The 19882-nt window shown below is 58.3% G+C and carries 19 protein-coding genes; 4 read left to right on the top strand and 15 right to left on the bottom strand.

Features of this window, described 5'->3' with window-relative positions:
- Positions 1-8: 8 nt before the first annotated feature.
- The 4 genes from KBX14_RS07990 to KBX14_RS07975 form a co-directional block, all read right to left on the bottom strand.
- Positions 9-818 (bottom strand): ABC transporter ATP-binding protein, encoded by an 810-nt coding sequence (locus KBX14_RS07990; protein WP_256042261.1) that lies wholly within the window; start codon positions 816-818, stop codon positions 9-11.
- A complete protein-coding gene (locus KBX14_RS07985; protein WP_256042260.1) occupies positions 802-1695 on the bottom strand; it encodes an ABC transporter permease in 894 nt (297 codons plus the stop codon). Before KBX14_RS07985 ends, KBX14_RS07990 begins: the two co-directional genes overlap by 17 nt.
- A 96-nt stretch (positions 1696-1791) precedes the next feature.
- A complete protein-coding gene (locus tag KBX14_RS07980; protein WP_256042259.1) occupies positions 1792-3315 on the bottom strand; it encodes a glycosyltransferase family 4 protein in 1524 nt (507 codons plus the stop codon).
- Between the two features lie 9 nt (positions 3316-3324).
- Positions 3325-4665: a glycosyltransferase family 4 protein gene (locus KBX14_RS07975; protein WP_256042258.1), complete on the bottom strand. Its 1341-nt coding sequence runs from the start codon at positions 4663-4665 to the stop codon at positions 3325-3327.
- Positions 4666-4802: 137 nt separating this feature from the next.
- Between KBX14_RS07975 and KBX14_RS07970 the strand changes: the two genes are divergently transcribed.
- On the top strand, positions 4803-5051 hold the full coding sequence (locus tag KBX14_RS07970; protein WP_070363455.1) for a hypothetical protein: 249 nt from the start codon (positions 4803-4805) through the stop codon (positions 5049-5051).
- A gap of 21 nt (positions 5052-5072) precedes the next feature.
- Here KBX14_RS07970 and KBX14_RS07965 read toward each other — a convergent pair whose 3' ends face one another.
- The 7 genes from KBX14_RS07965 to KBX14_RS07935 form a co-directional block, all read right to left on the bottom strand.
- Positions 5073-6038 carry a Ppx/GppA phosphatase family protein gene (locus KBX14_RS07965; RefSeq protein WP_256042257.1) on the bottom strand — a complete coding sequence of 322 codons (966 nt, stop codon included), beginning with the start codon at positions 6036-6038 and terminating at the stop codon, positions 5073-5075.
- On the bottom strand, positions 6035-6580 hold the full coding sequence (locus KBX14_RS07960) for a DUF501 domain-containing protein (RefSeq protein WP_256042256.1): 546 nt from the start codon (positions 6578-6580) through the stop codon (positions 6035-6037). The genes KBX14_RS07965 and KBX14_RS07960 overlap by 4 nt, the downstream gene beginning before the upstream one ends.
- 254 nt (positions 6581-6834) lie before the next feature.
- Positions 6835-7851, bottom strand: a complete 1017-nt coding sequence (locus tag KBX14_RS07955) for a DUF3644 domain-containing protein (RefSeq protein ID WP_070362111.1) — start codon at positions 7849-7851, stop codon at positions 6835-6837.
- A gap of 96 nt (positions 7852-7947) precedes the next feature.
- On the bottom strand, positions 7948-9132 hold the full coding sequence (locus KBX14_RS07950) for an ImmA/IrrE family metallo-endopeptidase (RefSeq protein WP_256042255.1): 1185 nt from the start codon (positions 9130-9132) through the stop codon (positions 7948-7950).
- Positions 9133-9643: 511 nt separating this feature from the next.
- Entirely contained in the window at positions 9644-10252 is a 609-nt protein-coding gene (locus tag KBX14_RS07945) for a septum formation initiator family protein (RefSeq protein ID WP_256042254.1), read from the bottom strand.
- 90 nt (positions 10253-10342) lie between these two features.
- Positions 10343-11617 (bottom strand): phosphopyruvate hydratase, encoded by a 1275-nt coding sequence (gene eno, locus KBX14_RS07940; protein ID WP_256008006.1) that lies wholly within the window; start codon positions 11615-11617, stop codon positions 10343-10345.
- A gap of 239 nt (positions 11618-11856) precedes the next feature.
- A complete protein-coding gene (locus KBX14_RS07935; protein WP_256042253.1) occupies positions 11857-12669 on the bottom strand; it encodes a lytic transglycosylase domain-containing protein in 813 nt (270 codons plus the stop codon).
- A 121-nt stretch (positions 12670-12790) separates the two neighbouring features.
- Here KBX14_RS07935 and KBX14_RS07930 point away from each other — a divergent pair, with 121 nt between their 5' ends.
- Entirely contained in the window at positions 12791-13219 is a 429-nt protein-coding gene (locus KBX14_RS07930) for a hypothetical protein (RefSeq protein WP_256042252.1), read from the top strand.
- Positions 13220-13450: 231 nt separating this feature from the next.
- On the opposite strand, the gene KBX14_RS07925 is transcribed toward KBX14_RS07930, so the two are convergent.
- Positions 13451-13915 (bottom strand): hypothetical protein, encoded by a 465-nt coding sequence (locus tag KBX14_RS07925; protein ID WP_256042251.1) that lies wholly within the window; start codon positions 13913-13915, stop codon positions 13451-13453.
- 9 nt (positions 13916-13924) lie between these two features.
- Entirely contained in the window at positions 13925-14578 is a 654-nt protein-coding gene (locus KBX14_RS07920) for a hypothetical protein (RefSeq protein WP_256042250.1), read from the bottom strand.
- A gap of 20 nt (positions 14579-14598) precedes the next feature.
- Between KBX14_RS07920 and KBX14_RS07915 the strand changes: the two genes are divergently transcribed.
- On the top strand, positions 14599-15198 hold the full coding sequence (locus tag KBX14_RS07915) for a MazG nucleotide pyrophosphohydrolase domain-containing protein (RefSeq protein ID WP_256042249.1): 600 nt from the start codon (positions 14599-14601) through the stop codon (positions 15196-15198).
- Here KBX14_RS07915 and dnaG read toward each other — a convergent pair.
- Positions 15195-17108, bottom strand: coding sequence for a DNA primase (gene dnaG, locus KBX14_RS07910; RefSeq protein ID WP_256042248.1), 1914 nt, complete (start codon positions 17106-17108; stop codon positions 15195-15197). The two genes, KBX14_RS07915 and dnaG, sit on opposite strands and share 4 nt — an antisense overlap.
- Before the next feature lie 49 nt (positions 17109-17157).
- Positions 17158-19275, bottom strand: a complete 2118-nt coding sequence (locus tag KBX14_RS07905) for an LppP/LprE family lipoprotein (RefSeq protein WP_256042247.1) — start codon at positions 19273-19275, stop codon at positions 17158-17160.
- Between the two features lie 155 nt (positions 19276-19430).
- Here KBX14_RS07905 and KBX14_RS07900 point away from each other — a divergent pair, with 155 nt between their 5' ends.
- Positions 19431-19826 carry a ribonuclease domain-containing protein gene (locus tag KBX14_RS07900; RefSeq protein WP_256042246.1) on the top strand — a complete coding sequence of 132 codons (396 nt, stop codon included), beginning with the start codon at positions 19431-19433 and terminating at the stop codon, positions 19824-19826.
- Positions 19827-19882 lie beyond the last annotated feature (56 nt).

Here is a 19882-nt window from a genome sequence, read left to right as displayed (position 1 = left end):
GTTCTCCGCTACTTAAAAACAATGTTGGGGCTAGAATATCCCAACCGAACCTGTTCGATAACTTCGTCCGCGGCAGCGAAATCATTCGCCCCCTTCAGCTTGACCCACTCTTGGTACTTTGCCGAAACCCCCTCCACGTCACCATCAGCAATGATCTTTCCTTCGTGAATCCACACTCCCCGATCACACATTGTCTCCAGCTGTTTCGGTGAATGCGAAACAAGCAAGACGGTGCCGGCACTATCGATCAGTGACTGCATTTTGGCTTCTGCGCGTTGTGCGAACGCCGCATCGCCAGTAGAAAGTGTCTCATCAACGATGAGAATTTCGGGGTTCGTTGCAAGTCCAATCGAGAATCCAAGGCGTGCTCCCTGTCCAGAGGAATACGTGTTCATTGGTCGGTCGATCGCATCTCCGATATCAGCAAGCTCGATGATCCCAGGGAATGCAGCCTCGGTTTCTTCAGGCGTCATCCCCATTGCAAGGCAGCCGATCCGAATGTTCTTTGCACCCGACAGGCGAGGCTGCAGCGCAGCACGCACGCCCATGAGCGTCGGTTGAGATTTCACACGTACTTCACCGCTCGACGGCCGCTCAGCCCCAGCGATGATCCGCATCATGGTCGACTTCCCAGAGCCGTTTTGGCCGAAGAATCCAACCGACTGACCTTCATACATCACGAGGTTGATGCCATCGAGTGCGCGAACTGTGTCCCAACCGAAACGCTTTTCCTCAGACTTCACTGGGTAGTCCATGGTGATGTTCTGAAGCACGATCGACGGAACCATCGCGCTGTCATTGCTATTTGACTGTGACATAGCGCTCTTCCGCCCTCCAGAAGAAAAGGAATCCAACCGCGAAGGTAGCAAACGACCATATAATGATCGGCCCCCAGAGATCCATCGACGGCACTTGACCATACATGACGCAATTGCGAGCGGCCATCAGGAACTGGTACCCAGGATTATTTTCCATGACTTCTTTCAGCACCGGTTGGTGGACAAAACGTTCAACGGAGAAGAACACACCGGAACTGTAGAACCAGAAACGCTGACCCAGGCGGAAGATAATTTCTGCGTCCGGATAAAAGGCGGTGACACGTGCAACGATGAACATGATGCCCGTACCGAAAATGTGCGCCAGGAAGAAAAGCGGAATGAGAAAGATGATCGTCCAGTGCAGCGGCTCATGGATCTGCGTTAGCAAGGTAAAGACCGTCGCAACTCCCACAGGTAGCATCGTCGAATAGAAAAGCCGCAAGCTCTGCGAAAGCACCAGCGCCGCACGTGGAAACATGAACGACTTGATCAGATTCTGCTGCTTCTTCACCAAATCATTACCGTCAGTGATGTACTTCTGGAAAATCTGGAAAACCGTGACCCCAAGCACCACATACCCAGGGAAATTCTGAATACCGTTACTCGTGCGAATGATTAAACCGAAAATTACGGCGTACATCATCGCGTCAATCAACGGCGAAATGATAAGCCAGACTTTGCCCATCCAGACGTCACGCGGCGTGCGAAACGCCTTCGCGGTGGCATCTGCGTGCAGGAAGTAGCGTCGCTGCCAGATCTCAGCAATGTACTGCCCGATAGGCGGCCGTGCTGAGAGCTTTTTCAACGACGACGTATCTACAACGACAGTGTTGGAAGGCTGGTGATTCTCTTCGTCACTGTTCGTATCAAGACTCATCAACAATCCTTCCACTGGCGGTGCAACAACTCTCCGTCATTCAAAGCCTAACTGTTACAGCTTAGTAAGCACGCAGTAGCAACGCTATTTTGTTCACTACCTGTATAGCGCGGCGTATTCCTGCGCTACAGCGGACCACGCCCTCGTTCGCGCCCATAATGTACGCCTTTCGTCATGTTCGAGGCTTGCCGCGACGCGGATTCCCTCCGCCAACGACATCGTATTCTCCGGTTCCACGTACGTTTCTATGCCACCTGTTACTTCGCGGAGCGCGGGTAGATCAGAAGCAACAACAGGAATGTCGAGTGCTTGTGCCATCACCGATTTAATAGGAGTCACGTTCCTACACACGACAGTGTCCTTGCGCGGCACTACGAATACGTCGAGCGCCCCGTACCATTTGTGAATGCTGCTCGCAGGCTGTCGGCCGACGAAACGCACTCGCTGTTCAATGCCTAGCGCTTGAGCCTGTTCCTTCAGCCCCTCCAGCGCTACCCCATCTCCCACTACGACACCAAAGAAAGACTCATCGAGCTTTGTGAGTGCCTCGAGGAAGTACTCCAGGCCTTCGTAGTCGACAACTGCGGTGATGGCTCCCACAAGCGTCTTGCCCTCGGGAAGATGAAGCTCCCGGCGTAGTTCAAGCTTCGAATCAAACTGTTGGAACGCATCATCGGGCACACCATTCGGCGCGACGACAATCTTTTCGGCACTAATTCCGTACTCAATCAGAGACCGTTTTGTAATCTCGCTCAGTACCACCACTGCAGCTGCCTGACGAGCCGCCTCGAGTTCCTGGCGGTGTGCCGCTTGATAGTACTCAGATTGCTTCGCTGTCTCGCGCTTGTCCGTTGGCTGCTTAGAAAGCCATGTTTGTTCCGGTGCGCCCCGCATCTCGTACACCCACGGGACGCCGAGCCGCTTTGCTGCGCGGCTGACGATCAAGGCATTTTCAAATCCCGTCGTAGTGTGCAGTGCTTCAGCACCGAACTTCCCTGCATACCGTACTAGCTGTTTTACAGCTCGGTCTTGCTGTGTAAAAAAGGAGTTCGATGGCCACAAGGGCAGCATCCGAAAATAATCAACACTATCTACACGCTCATGCTCACCGGCAGCTAGCTTTCCAACAATATTCGGATACCCGTACCGCGTCGCAGCTGCTATCTGAATGCCCGCGGACTGCATACATTCCAGCACAGCGTGGCTTCGCAGCGAATATCCCGCGCTCGTGTGCGGCAACGAGTTTGTCAGGTAGTGAAACACGCGCTCCGCTCCACGCAACGGCAGGGATGGCTCGATGTCCTGGTACAGTTTCGCCTGCTCAAACTCATAGCGTTGGCGTGTCAGCCGGTGACGTCGACTACCGACAAGCGCGTCGATAGCTTCCGAGAAATTACCAGATTCGAAGGCATGCCGAGCAGCCTTCGCGGTGTCCTCTAGATCATCGTCTTGGCTCGAAAGCACACGATGCTGCAGTACCGGACCCACGAACTGAACGTGTTTGAGTCGCTGCGCTACGTTGCGTGCAAACGCATCAGCGTCAGTTCTGCACTGCTGCGCGATAAATCCCGCAGTAAAAACGACTTGGCGCAGATACGAAACTTTGAGCAACGATTTCACGGTACTGCCTTAGTTCGAGAGGGCGTCGAGAAACTTCTGTAACGCAGCTGGACTCGCGACGTCTCGCTCGTGAATTACCCACTGAGCCGCATTACTCGGGACTTCCAATTCCTCCCGGTTATGTGCCAGCCGTACCCAGAGCTGTGCCAGCGCCTGTGGATCCTCGGCCGGCACAGTATGTCCCGCGTGCAGCTGTTCGATTAGGCGAGCAGGCTCGCCCTCCACTGCCCCACTGATATGGATCCCGGCTTCCATGAGCTCGTACGTTTTCGAAGGCACTGCGCGCTGTAGTGGTGCCCAATCAGCAAGATGTACCAATGCGGTATCAGCCCAGGCGTAGTACTGCTCGAGCGCATCTGCTGAGGTTCTAGGCAAAATTTCGATATCGGCGCCGAGTTCCCGTGCTTGGTTTTGTAGAGCTTCTTTGGTCACCCCAGCACCGATAAGCTTCAAGTGCACATCAACGCCTTGTCGGTGGGCTAATTCTGCTGCCTCGATCGCATTGCCAAGTTTCTGGGCTCGACCTAACGTGCCGGCGTACAACACATTGAGATACGGGCGGTCGCTCTGCACATGATGCACATGGGTCGCATGTTCCCTTGAATATGCGCTTTTGACTGGAAACACATTTCGCACGGTACAAACGTTCACCGGAACGCCTGCGCCTCTGCGAGCTAGCTTTGTCTGGAGCTGTTCCCCCAAATCATCGGCGGTAACAATCACACCAGCGGCGTTGCGCAACGACTGCTTCAACAAGTGCGAAACAATGACGATCACAATCTGCTTTGGCCCCTTACCAAAGATTCGTTCCCGCCACGAAGATTCACCCAGTCCAGAGTTCCAGTCATTCGAGTACTTCAACAAGTCCGGCCAGGCATCCCGCAGATCAATCACATACGGCACTCCAAGCAGCTTCGCAGCAAGCGGAGTAATGAATGCCGTAGGCAGCGCAGGAACCGTACCAATGATAAGATCAGGCGTCGCATCCTCCGCCTTATCGCGCTGTTTGGCGACTTTCAACAGCGTCGAGAGCGCAACAAATCCTTGGTTCAAAGCCTTCGCTGTCAGCCCGGAGCCACCAGTTAGATACTGTGTCCGAAAGATCCGCTCCCCCGATGGACCCCACTCGACTTTGTTTACCCCCCGAATGCGGCGCCGAGTGCGCACTCTTGCGTCCTTGGCGCGTTCCGCCCAATCATTCACGCGATTGTAATGCGGCGGTGGCGCGATGACACTGACGGAATGCCCCTGCTCGTGCAGCATCTCAGTGAGCCACGTCCACCTCCGCTGTGGGACCCCATTTTCTGGCGCCCAATAATGCGATAGCACCAAAATACGAGCCAACTTCATTCCCTTCTCACAGAGTGCACCAACAGTCATCGCAATATCGGCGTGTGCCTTGGCTTCCAGGATAACGGTTAGCTTTCTTAAAACCTTAATTGTGGCAGTACTGAAGCAAGATCGTAATCCTCTGTACTATGGCACCCATGATTCAATTCGTTGTCGGAGCAGCCGCCGGGTACGTGTTCGGCACGAAAGCCGGACGCAAGCGCTATCACCAGATTGTCAACGCCACACAGAAGGCAGTGAACTCGCCGGTGGCCAAACAGGTGGTGACCTCCACCCGTAAGGCGATTGCGAACAAGATTGATCCGGAACCCCGCATGCGCGAGATTAAGGATTTACGGGGTAAGCGGGGGCACCAAGACCAAATCCTGGAACCAGACGAGGACTAGCGTTTACTTGCGTTAAAGTTACTATTCGTGGCTTGCCAACGAGGCCACGATGCCGTCGAGGATGTCTTTCTCACTGATCACAATCGAGTCAAGACCAGTGAGATCCTCGGCGGCTTTTAATATTTCCTCGACGACAGCAGCGCCGGCGGGGATGACGTCGGCACGCCCGGGGTGGATCACCGGGTGGTCCTTGCGTTCCTGCACGCTCAACGCCTGGATCTCCGCGATGGTGGCACGCAGGTCCTCGAAGGTGAGGCGCGAGAGGTGGATGCGGGCTGGGTCGTACTCGGGGAGGCGCTGGGTGAGTGCGGAGAGCGTCGTAAAGGTGCCGGCGCACCCGACCACCGTGCGTGCCTTCGCCATGTTGACCACCGCTGCCGCGTGCTGGACCTGCTCGCGCGCGTAATCGCGGGCCGCGCGCAGCTCCTCGGGCGCTGGCGGATCCGAGCGCAAGAAACGCTCCGTGAGGCGCACACACCCCATCTGGGTGGAGATGCGCCCCTCGATGGTGTCGCCGTTGCCCACAACGAACTCGGTAGAGCCGCCGCCTAAGTCGATGACGCAGAAGGGGCCGTCGTCGGCAGGAAGGTCCATCGTGGCACCGATGAAGGAAAGCTGGGCTTCCTCCTCCCCCGTGATCACCTCCGCCTGTGCGCCGGGCTGGATCTGGCTGAGCAGCTCGCGGGTCATGTCGAAGAAGACGTCACGGTTGGAAGCGTCGCGAGTCGCGGAGGTGGCGACCATGCGCACACGCTGCACACCCTCGGCGAGCATGCGCTCAGTGTAGGTGGCGAGCGCCTTGCGGGTGCGCTCAATCGCCTCCGGGTTAAACGCGCCCGTCTCGTCCACGCCCTGCCCCAAGCGCACGATGATGTTGTCGCGGCAGACCTCCTCGAACGTGTTCGTCTCGGGGCCGAAACGGGTGATCAGGAGGCGAATGGAGTTCGTGCCGCAGTCGACCGCGGCGAGTGTTACCGGCTGGCTCATGCGAGGTGCTCCCCCGCCTCCGCGAGCGTGATGCCGAGGTCTTCGAGCGTCGGCCAGTCGGCAGGGATCGCGGTGCCGCGCAGGTTGCCGTGCTCAGCAGCGAGCGCCACAGCCTCCGTACCGAAACGGAAGTGCTCCGGGCCCTCCGCCAACGCGTACGCAATCAGCACGTGCAGGCACTTCACGCGATCCGGCATACCGCCACCGGAGAAGTCCGTACCCAAGTCCTCAATCTCGTTGCGCTTCGCCAAAAAGTACTCGTGGGCACGGCGGTAATCCTTCTGCAAGTCCTCGTCCTCGGCCAGGCGGGCCTCCATCCACTTCATCACCTGAGCGCCCTCCAAACGCGAAGCCTCGGCCGTGAGACGGCGGTCCGTCAGGTAGTAGAGCGTGGGGAACGGAGTGCCGTCGTCAAGCTTGGGTGCAGTCTTGACCACCGCAGGCTGGCCGTCCGGCGTGTGGTAGGAAATTTCCAGCACACCGCGAGGCGCGCGGCCGAGCTGCTCCTGAATGATGTTGAGATCCTCTTGAGTCGGTTGCATGAGCAACATTGTTCCACACGGGGTGGGCGGTGGTGGAACGGTGCGGCGGAGGTGGGTTGAGGCTTCAGCTGCTTCTTGCACAATCAGTCATGGGGGCATTGCCTAACTGACTAAGGTTGCGTAGAATGTGTATCACAGCACCAACCCGAGAAGGATACAGCTGGGTTCCCGAATGGGAGTAGGGTCAAACGACCTGAGAATTCCTTTGCTCCAAGGGTTGGTGTTTTACTTTTCGAAGGCGATTTGCGGCTCAGTTATTTTGTATTAATTTTCCTTCTTAACTGATCAAGACAGTGACCAGGGTCTTTTTCAACTTGATGCGCGATAAATTCGACTGCTGCCTCGGAATATATCCAATTGCTCGTTTTCTCTCCCGCAGTCTTACGGTCGTAGGAGAAGCGCTCATCGCCTTTCATCTCGTACGCTTTGGTAAAGAGTTGGAAAGCATACGTAGTAAACTTCTCTTTCACTGAACCATTGAAGCAAAAAGTAATGCCTCTTTTCTTTAACAAAGAATCGATCTTTTTAGTCGCGTTACCAGCAGTATAAGGATAAAAGCTAACGGCATCTTTCACATCCTTGACGATGGCGATGCCATGCTCCGATCCGTTTTGAATGTAAACATTCAAATCTGCATCATTCTTCTTTTTAACCAGCCTCAACGAGGTCTCGTACGTCGCCGCGATCCTCTGATTTCCTTCAGCCCCGATAGCATCCGCAACATCTTTCCGCCGGGCAAGTAGTTCCTGCGCAACTGCAGCGTCATACTTTGTCCGAATAACGTCAGGAACGATTGCACCTCTTCTCATTGCCAAGGCCAACCGATTGTCTGGGATGAGCTCGCTTACCGAACGGTTATGCAATTCCCAAAGCTTGTCCGCATAGTTTTCCACGCACGACTGCAAGAAGGGCCCATAAAACAAGTCGTACTCGTCTGTAATGAAGTGCGTGTTCGTATTACGAAACTCCATCACATTCTTCATGTTTACCCGAAGAGGATCCTTCTCATTCGTAAAAACCCTCTTCAAACAATCGGAAAGAGCAAGAGTCCTACTAGGATCATCTTTGAAGTAAATTGAATCAATGCCCCACTTTCTGATCATGTGAGCTTTCAGCATCAGCTCCCAAGCATTGCACAACAAAATCGAACAACTTTCCGCACCGTATTTTAAGCTCGGTCGATTGTACAGTTCGACAGCAAGAACAAACGCCTCCTCACTCTTATCCAGCAAGCGGGTAATTGTCTGCTCGTTTCCTTCATCGATACACATATCACCAAAGTCTACTCGAATCGATACGCAAAGACGTTCTAATATCGATCCCTTTGGTTTCGCTGCGCACCCTGTCCTGCCTGCGCTTTCTAAAACCTAATCCCCGATCAGCTGAAATTTGCTTCCTAAGTACTCTGCCTCCCTGCTAGCCCAATCGCTTTTCTTCACCAGGTTCTCAAAGGACTTATACGAGGCAGCGCCAAGAAGCCGCGCAGCATCTCTCTCAGGAATCTGTCCAGACTTTGCGGCAAAGGTGATCGTCTCGAAGAACCGCTCGCCGACGCGAGACCGAACGAGGACATGGAACGAAGGACCGCCGCTGCCTTCTTGTGTAGCTTTCTTTTCTTTCCTGACACGGACCAATCGCATAACTTCGTCGAACTCTTGTTGCTCGATCAGGAAAATATCTTTCAAGCGCAACAGCATCGCTTCCCTACTGATGCCAAACACGCTTGCCAGAGACGTGACGTTGTCGAGCAAAGAACACTTCTTGTTGTACCGTTCTTTCACTGCAGTCTCTGGGGCAATGAATGCCGCTGCAAACTCGTTACACCAGCGCTCTACCCGCAGGTGATCGCTGTGGTCAGAAATACCAGCCTTCCCCAAAGCAACATGACCCAACTCGTGGGCGAGACTGAAGAGCTGCGCAGTTTTAGCGTCACTTGTATTCACAAACACCAGGCAGAATTCCCCATCAATCAGGGTGAATCCGCGGAACTCATCAATACTGAAATGACGTTGCGTAGAGTTTCCGACAATGGAATTTCGGGATACTAAAATCCCTACATCTTCCATCTGATGCGCTAGTGTCGTCACTCTCTCTGGCCCAGGAATTGCAGAAGCCTCGTCAAACCCCAGCGCGATGCGAGCCTGGCGAGCAGCCAGGATGGAACTGGTGGAATCTTGGGCAGAGCGCAGAATCTCAGGACCAGGAATTCCAACTTCCTCCGCGTAATCCGAGTACCACCCCAAGCGCGCCTCGGCGGAGTGAATAACTTCCTGCAGATCAGGACTCAGCCCATCGAGACGCTCATTTCTGACAGTACGAAAATCAGGTACATCAGTCTCTTCGCCAGAAGGCGCCTGAAGAAGGAGCCTTCCAAATGGGATTCGTGCCTTCTTCGCTAGTTCCTTCGCTTGGTTGAGCGTCGGACGCTCCTCCCCTGAGCGCCAATCGTTTACCTTGGGAAACGTGGCACGGAGCTTTTCGTCACTGAGTCCTGTACGTCGCAGCGCCCAGTCCAGCACAGACGGTTCGATATCAACACGCAGAACCCCCATCGCTTCCCTCCTTTCAATCTTGGTAATGAAAACGGCGCAACAGAATTGAGAATACTTTAACTTGCCTGGTTAAACGTTAAAACCCAAGGACCCAGCCGAAGAACTCAGTGAGCTTCGAGCGCTTCTTTCTTTTCGGGAGCGTGAGGTAATCAATCAGCCACTGCTCCTCTCGTTGTCGCAAGCCGTTGGGTTGGTTTCAGGCTACACAGTTCTGGTTCTTGATTGCGCTTGTTGGACCCCAGCGTGGGCGTAAAAAGCGTGTGCTAGATGTCGTGCGATGCAGGTCGCGCTGTTTGGGCCGGGCTTGGCGGTTTTCGGCGACCAGCGTCGCACTCCTTTAATCGCACGCTGCTAATAGCACGCTGTTAGTCGGTCAACGGGAGCGCTCGGGGTGGGGTGGGGCTGGCAGCCTGGTGATTCTCCAAATGGGAGTAAAAGGATTGGAATAATCCAGGTGGGAGCGCGCAAAAAGTGGATTGCAGTAATCCTGTTGCTACCTTTTAGGCTCGGGCTACTGCGCTTCAGGCGCTTCAGGCGCCGCAGGTGCTTCCGCGGGCGCTTCGGGAGCAGGCGATTCTGCCGGGGCGGGCGATTCTTCAGGAGCGTCGGCGGGGACATCCTCGGGGACCTCGCGTAGGGAATCCCAGAGGAAGACGGCCCAGCCGCGGTCGTCCGGGGTCTCGTCGGAGGTGATCGTGGTGCCGTGGGTCATGCGGGGGTCGATAACTCGCCAGGCGGACTCGCCGGGTTCCATCACGCCGAGGCGGCGGCGGGCAACCTCGTTGAGGTAATCGGGGTCCTCGTACTTCGCGATTTCGCGCTCAAGGTCCGCCTGGCGGCGCTCCAAGTGCTCGATGTTTGCCTGGGCGCGCGCGATCTCGTTGCGGCCCTCGTAGAAGTTGCGGAGTGGGGCTGCTACTGCCACGAGTACGGCGATGAGCACGATGATGAGCAGGGCGAGCGTCGCTAAGTTGGGGGCGGCGAAGCGCGACTCCCTGTTTGCCTTCTGCTCGGCGAGCTGCTGCTTGCGCTGCTCGCGGGACGCCACAGGCACAGTGCGAGCCAGCCGCTTCCTGCGGCGCTTCGCTGTGTGCTTGTCGTGGGGCGTGCCAGTGCTCATAGTGCTCATTAGTGTACAGCAGGGAAAAACGCGACACCCCCTGCCACGCGCGAGCACGCGATGGGCAGGGGGTGCGTACGAATCAAGCGATTACTTGAAGCGTGGGAATGCGGAACGACCAGCGTAGACAGCGGCGTCGCCGAGCTCCTGCTCGATGCGCAGCAGCTGGTTGTACTTAGCAACGCGCTCGGAACGAGCCGGTGCACCAGTCTTGATCTGGCCGCAGCCCAGAGCCACTGCGAGATCCGCAATGGTGGTGTCCTCGGTCTCGCCAGAGCGGTGAGACATCATGGTGCGGTAGCCAGCGCGGTGAGCCATGTCCACAGCGTCGAAGGTCTCGGTCAGGGTACCGATCTGGTTGACCTTCACCAGCAGCGCGTTCGCAGCGTGCTCCTTGATGCCGCGTGCGAGGCGCTCAGGGTTGGTGACGAAGAAGTCGTCGCCAACAATCTGGACCTTGTCGCCGATGGTCTTGGTCAGGTTTGCGTAGCCCTCCCAGTCATCTTCCTGTAGTGGGTCCTCGATGGAGACGATTGGGTACTCAGCGATGAGCTCCTCGTAGACCTTGGCCATCTCCTCAGCGGTGTGCTCGCCGCCCTCGAACTTGTACACGCCGTCCTCGAAGAACTCGGAGGAAGCAACGTCCAGAGCAAGTGCGACATCCTCGCCAGGCTTGAAGCCAGCCTTCTCGATTGCCTCAACGATCAGGTCAAGCGCTGCGCGGGTGGAGTCGACGGAAGGAGCGAAGCCGCCCTCGTCGCCAAGGCCGGTGGACAGGCCCTTTGCGTTGATGACGGACTTCAGGGAGTGGTAGACCTCTGCACCCATGCGCAGAGCCTCAGCGAAGGACTCAGCGCTCAGCGGAGCAATCATGAACTCCTGGACGTCAACGCCGGAGTCAGCGTGCTCGCCACCGTTGACGATGTTCATCATCGGAACAGGCAGGATGTGAGCGTTCGGGCCACCGATGTAGCGGTACAGCGGCAGACCAGCGGACTCAGCAGCAGCCTTCGCCGCAGCGATGGACACGCCCAGGATTGCGTTCGCGCCCAGGCGGGACTTGTTGTCCGTGCCGTCGAGCTCAATCATCGCCTGGTCGAGCAGACGCTGATCGTCAGCCTCGATGCCGGCCAGTGCGTCAGCGATCTCCTCGTTGACGTTCTTGACAGCCTTCTGGACACCCTTGCCGCCGTAGCGATCGCCACCGTCACGCAGCTCGTGCGCCTCGTGTGCGCCAGTGGACGCACCGGAAGGAACACCCGCAATGCCGTGCGCACCATCGTCGAGGAAAACCTCAGCCTCAACGGTTGGGTTACCGCGAGAGTCCAAAATTTCACGAGCAAAGACGTGCATAATATCAGCCACTACAGTTCATCTCCTTGAGATTGGCCAAACCAAATTTCCGTTACCGATTGTTCCAGATCGCAGCAAAAAATGCTTGTTGGCGTTCGTCACACTCGCGCTTTGCCTGCATTTCCGTGTAACGATAGGCCCCCAACCACGCCATTTAAGGTCACACCATTTGAAATGTGATCTTGGTCAAACTTTTTGCCCATGCCCGGTTTCGCCCACTTTTGTGGCTTTTGTCGACGTTTCGCGTCGAGTTACCGGGAGGCCCTCTGGGTGAGCGCGTAGTTCGCGGCGGCATCGCGAACGTTGTCAAGATACTCGCGCGAGCGGTTATACGTCAGCACCGCGTCCGACCACCCCTCCGGCGTGGACAGGTCACGCCCGTTCGCACAGAGGAGGTTCGCGGCACTCAGGGCGGCGTCGTCAATTTGCTGCGGGTTTGCTACCCCATCGCCGTCGGCGTCGCGGCCATAGATCGCCCACGAGCCGGGGATGAACTGCATCGGCCCCACCGCGCGGTCGAACTCGGTATCACTATCGAGGGCGCCGCCGTCCGTGTCCGAAATGAGTGCGAAGTTGCCCGTGCCGTCGAGCGCCGGGCCGATGATCGGCGGCTGCGCCACCCCGTTCTCGTCGAGGCGACCAGCGTCGAACTTCTTACCCGTATAGGTGCCGTGGCGGGTCTCCACCCATCCGATGCCAGCGAGCGTATTCCACTGCAGATTGCAGGCAGGCCAGGCCTCCGCCGCGATCAAGGCGGCGTTGCCGTAGGCACGCACTGCCTGCGGGTCGACCCCGATCTCCTCCGCGATAGGGGTGGCCCAGGCATGGAGTTCGTTGGCGGTTCGGCCGGGCGCGTGGACGTCGATAGCAGGTGGTGGCGTGGCCGCAGCCGGGGGTATGTCTTCCGGGATGGGTTGGCGCTGCACGAACTGCTCGGGGCCGCCAAGCGCACTGAGCAGGAAGGCCACCAACGCAACAACCATCACCACCGCGCCGACAACGACAAGCAGCGCCACACACCCACACCCGCGCGCACGCCTGCCGGGACGGCCAGAAAACGTCATGGCAGAAGATCCTACACTACCCCCGTAATCCCCAATTTTCACTTGCGTCACACCAGCAACAGGTATGGTGTAATCCGTTCTGTTTTCAAACACCTATTTACAACCTGAAAGTGAGCACCCTATGCGCATTTCCACCCGCATCGCAGCCATCGGCGCCGCAGCCCTGACCGGCCTGGCAGGCCTCGCAGCACCAGCAGCACAGGCACAGGACGCCACCTCGCTCCTGCAGCTGGTCAACGGCAACGTCAAAACTATGAACTGCAGCACCCTGCGCGTCACCCTCAACGGCACCGGCGTCGCAGGCAAGGACACCACCCGTCAGCAGCTGGTCAACAACCTCAACGGCAAGATCGGCGACTCCATCGCCCTTCGCGTCATGTCCGGCGGCACCGTCCAGGCGGTTGCGGACCGTGCGCTGGAGTGCGGCATCGTGAAGCCGGACCCGGTACAGGACTGGGCGAAGCTCCTCGGCAGCTCCCAGACCAACATCCCGCCACAGCTGCAGCAGCTGTCCTCCAACCTGGACCTGGGCCAGCTCCTGGCACGCTAGGTATTAGGCGCTCGCCCCGTTGCTTGCGCACCAAATTCCCGTTTTTCTTCGCCGACTTTTGCGTTTCCCCAGGTCGCGCAAAGCACGGGAGGGAATGTGGTGTCAGTCCAAGCAGCACGCGCACCACATTCCACGATTCCGACCGGCGAGCGCGGCAAAAGCCCAGTTCGGGCGAAACCTGTGAGGGAATGTGGTGCGCACCCCCGCTAGCGTGCAATCCCCAAAGAAGCCCTACTCCACTACCAACTTGATCACGTCGGTGGGGCCTTCGTCGCCCGCGAACTCGACGGGCTGGACGGTGGGGGTAATCGGGGCGTTCACATCGACGGGATCGCCGGTGGTGGCGCCGGGGCAGGCGTCGATAATTGAGGGGTCGAACCACTCGATGGCGGGTGTGCGATCATCGCTGAAGATGACGCCTATGCCACTCCAGGTCTCCCAGCGCTGCGAGTTGTTGTTGATGCTGTAGACATCGTCGGGATCAAACCCCAGGGCCTCAGCCTGCGCCTTGTCCGTGTACGGGCAGAAGAGGTAGGCGCGCTCGGCCTGCTCGCCGACAACCTGCGACACCGTAAACGGTGCGCCCTCCTGCGCGGCGGCTGCGAAGCCCAGGTCCGTCGACTTCCCTGTCGAACACCCGGCTAGCGCCACGCAGCTCAGTGTAAGTCCAGCAAGAACCGTTGTACGCGCCTTCATGATGGTCTCCTATCCTTGGCGGGCGTGCTCACGTAACGCGAATTCTACCGCGTCGAGTGGCAGCTCGGGGGCGTGCTCATCGCGCCCGGCCTTGATGGCTGCCAGGTAGGTGCCGTATTCGTCGGCGGACCAGTCGCTGGTTACGTCCAGGCCGGCGCCCTTCGCGCGGTTGGAGCAGATGATGAGCGGCTTCTCGTCGGCGGCTTCCTGTGGACCTGCCAGGAAATAGATCAGGCCGGACGCGAACTTCGCGGGCAGGCCCGTGGCCACGACAGCTTCGTATTGCTGGACTGGTGTGAGCTCCCCGGAGCCGACCTTGCGCAGCGCCTGCAGCAGCGCGTTCGCCTTGCCCTTGTTGCGCAGGAACTGCTGCAGCTTCAGCTGCGCCTGCGCGTTCTTGCCGCCCTGGAATGCGAAGGACGCGCCCAAAAAGTCGATGATCTGGTCGCGGGCGAACTCGGAATCCACGACGTCCTGCGCGAAGGCGAAGACTTCGCGGCGGGTCAGGGTCGCGGTGGCGTCGTCGCGGAAGGGTGGGACGCGGCGCAGGTTGTGTGGCCAGCCGGTCTTCCAGCGGATCGGGGAAAAGCTGACGGTTTCTTGCGCGACGGCTTCCGCGGTTGGGGAAACGGCCTTGATGGCTTCTGCAATCTGGTTTGTCATGCGGACTATTGTTACACACTATGACCATCCTCGTGCTTGACCCTCGCTGGCCCGACATGCTGCCCGTTTCCGTAGCGCAACGTATCCGTGGCCCGGTGGAGTTCACCATGGAAGTCCCCGTCTCCGTGCGGTGGGACCTTGCCGACGCCACCGACGGCCCCTCCCCCTGGCTCCTCACCACGAACGAGGACGACGAGCTCGTGCGGGAGCGCATTGCGAAGGGTGAGCACGTCGAGCGGGTACCCTCGCTCGAGGACCCCGTCCACCAGGCAGTATCCGTCATGCACGCGGCGCGCACCCGCGGGCAGTGGGAGCGCTCCATGACGCACGAAACGCTGCTGCCCTACCTCCACGAGGAAACCGAGGAGCTCGCCGCCGCCATCACCGACAACGAGGGCGACGAAGCCTTGCGCAAAGAACTTTCCGACGTCCTGTTGCAAGTCCTTTTCCACGCCGAAATCGCGGCAGAGCGCGGCGCGTTCGGGTTCGCGGAGGTGGCGCAGGGGTTCGTCGACAAGATGAAGGCGCGCTCCCCCTACCTTTTCGACGGCAGCACCGGCACCATCGACGCCGAAACCCAAGACCGCCTGTGGCAGGAGGCCAAAGCCAAGGGCAACTAGCTTTGCGGCCCGTACGCCCCGCCGCGCAGGGCGCGGTCGTTGAGCTCGCGGCGCGCCTGCTCCAACGCCACCAAGTCGGAGAACAGCGCGTTGTAGGCTGCCTCGTCGTCAGAGGGGCGCATGCGCTGCAGCTGCGCCTTCAATAGCGCAATCTGATCCCCCACGCGGGTCTCCTGCAGGCGTGAAAGCACCGAATCCACGTAACGGTCAATGTCGTCCGGGTGCATCGGCTCCACCGCCAACTCGGACACGAAGTTGCGGCCCACCAGGTCCAGCATCTCCTGCGCCACCTTCGCCAAAAACTGCGGTCCCACATGCGCGCCGGTCACTCCACCAGCCTTCTCAATCGCGTCACGCACCTGCCGATACGCCGGGTTCGTAAACGCCTCCGGCGAAATGCCCTCAAAGTAACTGCCGGCCTTCTCCGGGTACTGCAACGCGATCTTGAGCGCCTCGCGCTGCGGCCACAACAGCGGATCCTGTGGGTTCGGCGGCACCAACGCGGGCAGCTGGCCCGGCGCGGCCTGCTGCTGGTTGCGCTGTGGTTTCTGCCAGGTGCGCTGCTGCTTCTTCGGCCGACGCGCCTCCTCGCGGACCTGCTGGAGCACCTCGTCCGGGTTCGGCCAGCCCACCCAGCCGGCGAGCCTGCGTGCGTACTCCGTCTGCAGCACCTTGTCGCTGATCCCGGCGACGACGGGAACGGTGCGTCGCAACGCCTGCAAGCGCCCCTCCGCCGTGTCCAGCGAGTAGTCCTTCAGCAGGGACTCAATCACGAACTCAAAAATCGGGATTCTCGACGCCACCAAGTCCCGCAACGCGGAATCCCCACGCTCAAGGCGCAGGTCACAAGGGTCCAGGCCGTCGGGGGCGACCGCCACAAACGACTGCCCCGAAAACTGCTGATCCCCCTGGAACGCGCGCATCGCCGCCTTCTGGCCGGCCTCGTCGCCGTCGAAGGTGTAAATCAGCTCGCCGCGGAAGTAGTTGTCATCCAGCATGAGGCGGCGGATCACCGCCATGTGGTCCTTCCCGAACGCCGTACCACACGACGCCACCGCCGTCTTCACCCCCGCGGCGTGCATCGCCATCACATCCGTGTAGCCCTCCACCACCACCGTCTGGTGATCCGTAGCAATGTGCTTCTTGGCCAAATCCAGCCCAAAGAGCACCTTCGACTTGTGGTACAACATCGTGTCCGCGGTATTCATGTACTTGCCCATCGGGTCATCATCAAACAGCTTGCGAGCCCCGAACCCGATCACGTTGCCGGCCACGTCCTTAATCGGCCAAATCAGGCGGCGCCGAAACTTATCAATCGGCCCACGACGCCCCATACTCGAAATCCCAGCATCCTGGAGCTCTTGGGCGTCGAAACCCTTGCGAAGCAAGTGCTTCGTCAACGTATCCCAACCATCCGGGGCGTACCCGCACTCGAAGTGATAAATCAGCTCCTTCGAAAACCCGCGCTCCAGCAAGAAATTCCTACCGACCTCCGCCTCCGGGGTCTCCAACTGCTCACGGTAAAACTCGTGCGCCGCCTTATTCACCGCCAACAGGCGCGCGCGAGTCCCCGGCTTGACATCACGCCCACCAGTTGTCCCGCCCTGGTAATTGATGTGGTAGCCGATCTCCTGAGCAACCGCCTCCACCGCCTCCGGGAAGGACATCTGCTCCATCTCCATCAGGAACGAAAAGACGTCCCCGCCCTTGCCCGTAGAAAAGCAGTGGTAGTAACCACGCGCCGGACGCACGTGGAAAGACGGCGTCTTCTCATCCTTAAACGGGCTCAAGCCCTTCAGCGAGTCATAGCCAGCCGGTTTCAGCTGCACATACTCGCCAACGATGTCCTCGATCGCCGCCCGCTCACGAATAGCCTCAATGTCACTATCCGGAATTCTGCCCCTAGCCATACGCACATCCTAACCCCCGGCTCCGACATTCAGGATGTGCGTACCGCTCCTAGAACAATTTCTCCACACGCGGCGTGCCGACCGGCACAAGCCGCTGGCCGTCAACACGGTACGTGCCCTCGATGATCAGCGACGGCGTCGCTGCGCTATCGCCTTCATCCAAGGCTCTGTATTTCAAACTAACTGTATCCCCATTAGTTTCGAAGACATAGAACGGCCTACGCGCTAGAGGCCGCCGAGGTTCGATACTGAGTCCAGTATCGTTTGTTCCTGTTGCTACGAAATTGAGATTCTCATCCAGCAGGAAGAGGCTTTGTGGCCAAGCAGTGCCTCCTGCGTAGCACTGCGTTACCAGCAGAATACGATCCTTCCCGTCGACGTTGATCCACTTCGCATTAACGCCCAATGGCTCGTCGAACGATTCCCCGATGCGGGTATTAATGTCTACAAACCCATACTTATACCGGACAGCAGACTCCTCCAGGCGCCCGTTAATAAGGCGTCCACCATAATGCCCGCACACCGCCGGGATCGTCATGTTCAGCATCTTGCGCTTTAGATCGGCCGAGACATCTCCCTTGTGATGGGATTCTTCCTTGTTTTGATCCTGATCTTGGGCATTACTCTTGCTTGGGTCCTTGGTACACCCAAGATCCCACTCCCCCTTCAACAATTCATTAGTCAGTTTCAGACTTAAGAATTCCATTTCCGCCCATCCACCGAGCAATCCACCGAGTGGCGATTCCACAGTGATCTCGCCCTTCGGCGCGTTCAGGGTCAACGACGCAGTGCATGTGTCGTTCTTTTGCTCGGCCTGTCCTTCCAAACTTGCGCCAAGTGCGCCCTTGAATGTCTTCCACATGACAGCAGCAACCTGGGCACCGGGCTCAATCCGTGCAGTCAACGTACCGGCCTCTTCACTAAACTCTGGATTGAGCTGCCAAGGAGAAACCTCACGAGAGATCTGTTTCAAACTCCGATTGTCTGCGTCAAACTTGAACCCGATGACGTTCTCTTTAGAGGCTTCCAAGAAAAAGCTCCTACCTCCCTCGGCAGACAGCTCAAGCTCAAACGTTGGCTCAATAACCGTCTCCATGTAGACCAACACGGGCCCCACTGGAAACGCCCACGGCCTACTAGCTGAGATTCTCTTCTGAAGATATCCCTCTACTGCCTCTCCTAATTCCTCTCCTACATCAAGTTTTGCCCCAGTTTCCAGCTTCAGCTCGGTCGTGATCTTCGTTTTGAGTTCAAAGCTCTTATCTGCTTCTTTCTCAATAGCTTCCTTATTGACGCCCAACTCCGTGTTTAAACCGATACCACCAGTGAGATCCGCCTTCAGCAACGAATCCTTCTCCACCAACCCCTTCGATTCCGCAAGATCTTTGAGGTTGGCTTCAAGCTCAAGCTTTGCTTCCTTTTCAGCATCCGCAGCTGGCATCGCGTTGATCTGCGCGCCGGTCACCGGGTCAATGATCGTCATCGGCTCGGCAGTAAACAGGCGACCCTGGAACTTCACATCACCCTTCGTGTACTCAATGATGTCATCCAAGATCGCTGGCTTCGTCTCCACCGTGACGGCGTTTGCTCCCTCTTCAACCTTGACGATCTTCGCCATCGCCGCACCCGGGAACTTCGCGCTCGGAGGGATCGAAAGCACGTCACCCTCGCGAAGGTGCAACTGCTCGAATGCCTCCTTGCTCAGTTCGAGAGTCGAACCGATCTGCCCGGCGCCTCCCGGGAACAGTTCGGTGGCTTGCTGCGTCGAAAAGTTCCGGGCCTGCGGATTCACCTTATAGACGGCCCCGTTATCCGCCCGGTACTCATCCGGCTTCAGCCCCAACCGCGAGCTTCCATCGCCACCCGAGGATCCGTCCTGCCCGCCCTGGGCCTTCGTCACCGTTGCCGCAATCGTCGCGATGATCGCCAACAACCCAAGCACCGAAGCGACACCGACCAGCTCCCCAGGCAAGACGACATTCCCAATCCGCAACGGCTGCATCTTCGGCAGCTGCACACCTGCCGCATACGGATCCTCCACACTCGAACCAAACTCAGGCTCACTTGGCGCAGCCTGAACCGGAGCGGTCATCGAGCCCGCCCCCAATGCCAACGACACACCCGCCGCAACGGTCGCGCGACGCCAGCCCCTCACATTTCTTCTCATGAGTTCCCCTTTACAGCGAATAGCTCCGCAACCAGCGCAAAGCCAAAGTCTTTTCAATTGTTGAAAGCAGCCTACAACAAATACACAGCTCCCACTACGACTTCTGCAAGGCAGTTCCTAACTGTTCTGCGGAGCCTGTGCCACAATGACTCAGCGTGAGCCGAAAACCGAAGAACACCGCCGTCGGTGCCGTCATTGTCGCCGCGGCGCTCCTGATCAACACGTTCCTGCCCAACAATGACGAGGGCGCCGCGTCGGGAGACCCCACCTCCTGCCCGAACCTCCCCGCAGAGGCCTGGGACACCATCAACCTCATCGAATCCGGCGGACCCTACCCACACCCGGAGGACGACTCGCGCTTTGGCAATTACGAGCGCACCCTCCCCGAGGTGCCACTCGGCTACTACCGCGAATACACCGTGGACACCCCGGGTGTGCACCACCGCGGGCTGCGGCGCATCGTCACCGGTGGCGGTGCCGACGGCGTCGTCGACGAGTGGTACTACACCGACAACCACTACGACACCTTCTGCGAGGTGCAGCCGAGGTAACCAACTGGGGGGAAGGTGGCGTCTCGAGCGCACTCGGGAATTTGTGAACAAAATTG

Origin of the sequence: Corynebacterium sp. CCUG 61414 (genome assembly GCF_024453945.1) — a bacterium.
In the GTDB taxonomy this organism is placed as follows: domain Bacteria; phylum Actinomycetota; class Actinomycetes; order Mycobacteriales; family Mycobacteriaceae; genus Corynebacterium; species Corynebacterium pseudogenitalium.
Note: the sequence above shows the minus strand (reverse complement) of the source record. Positions and strands in the feature narration are given on the sequence as shown.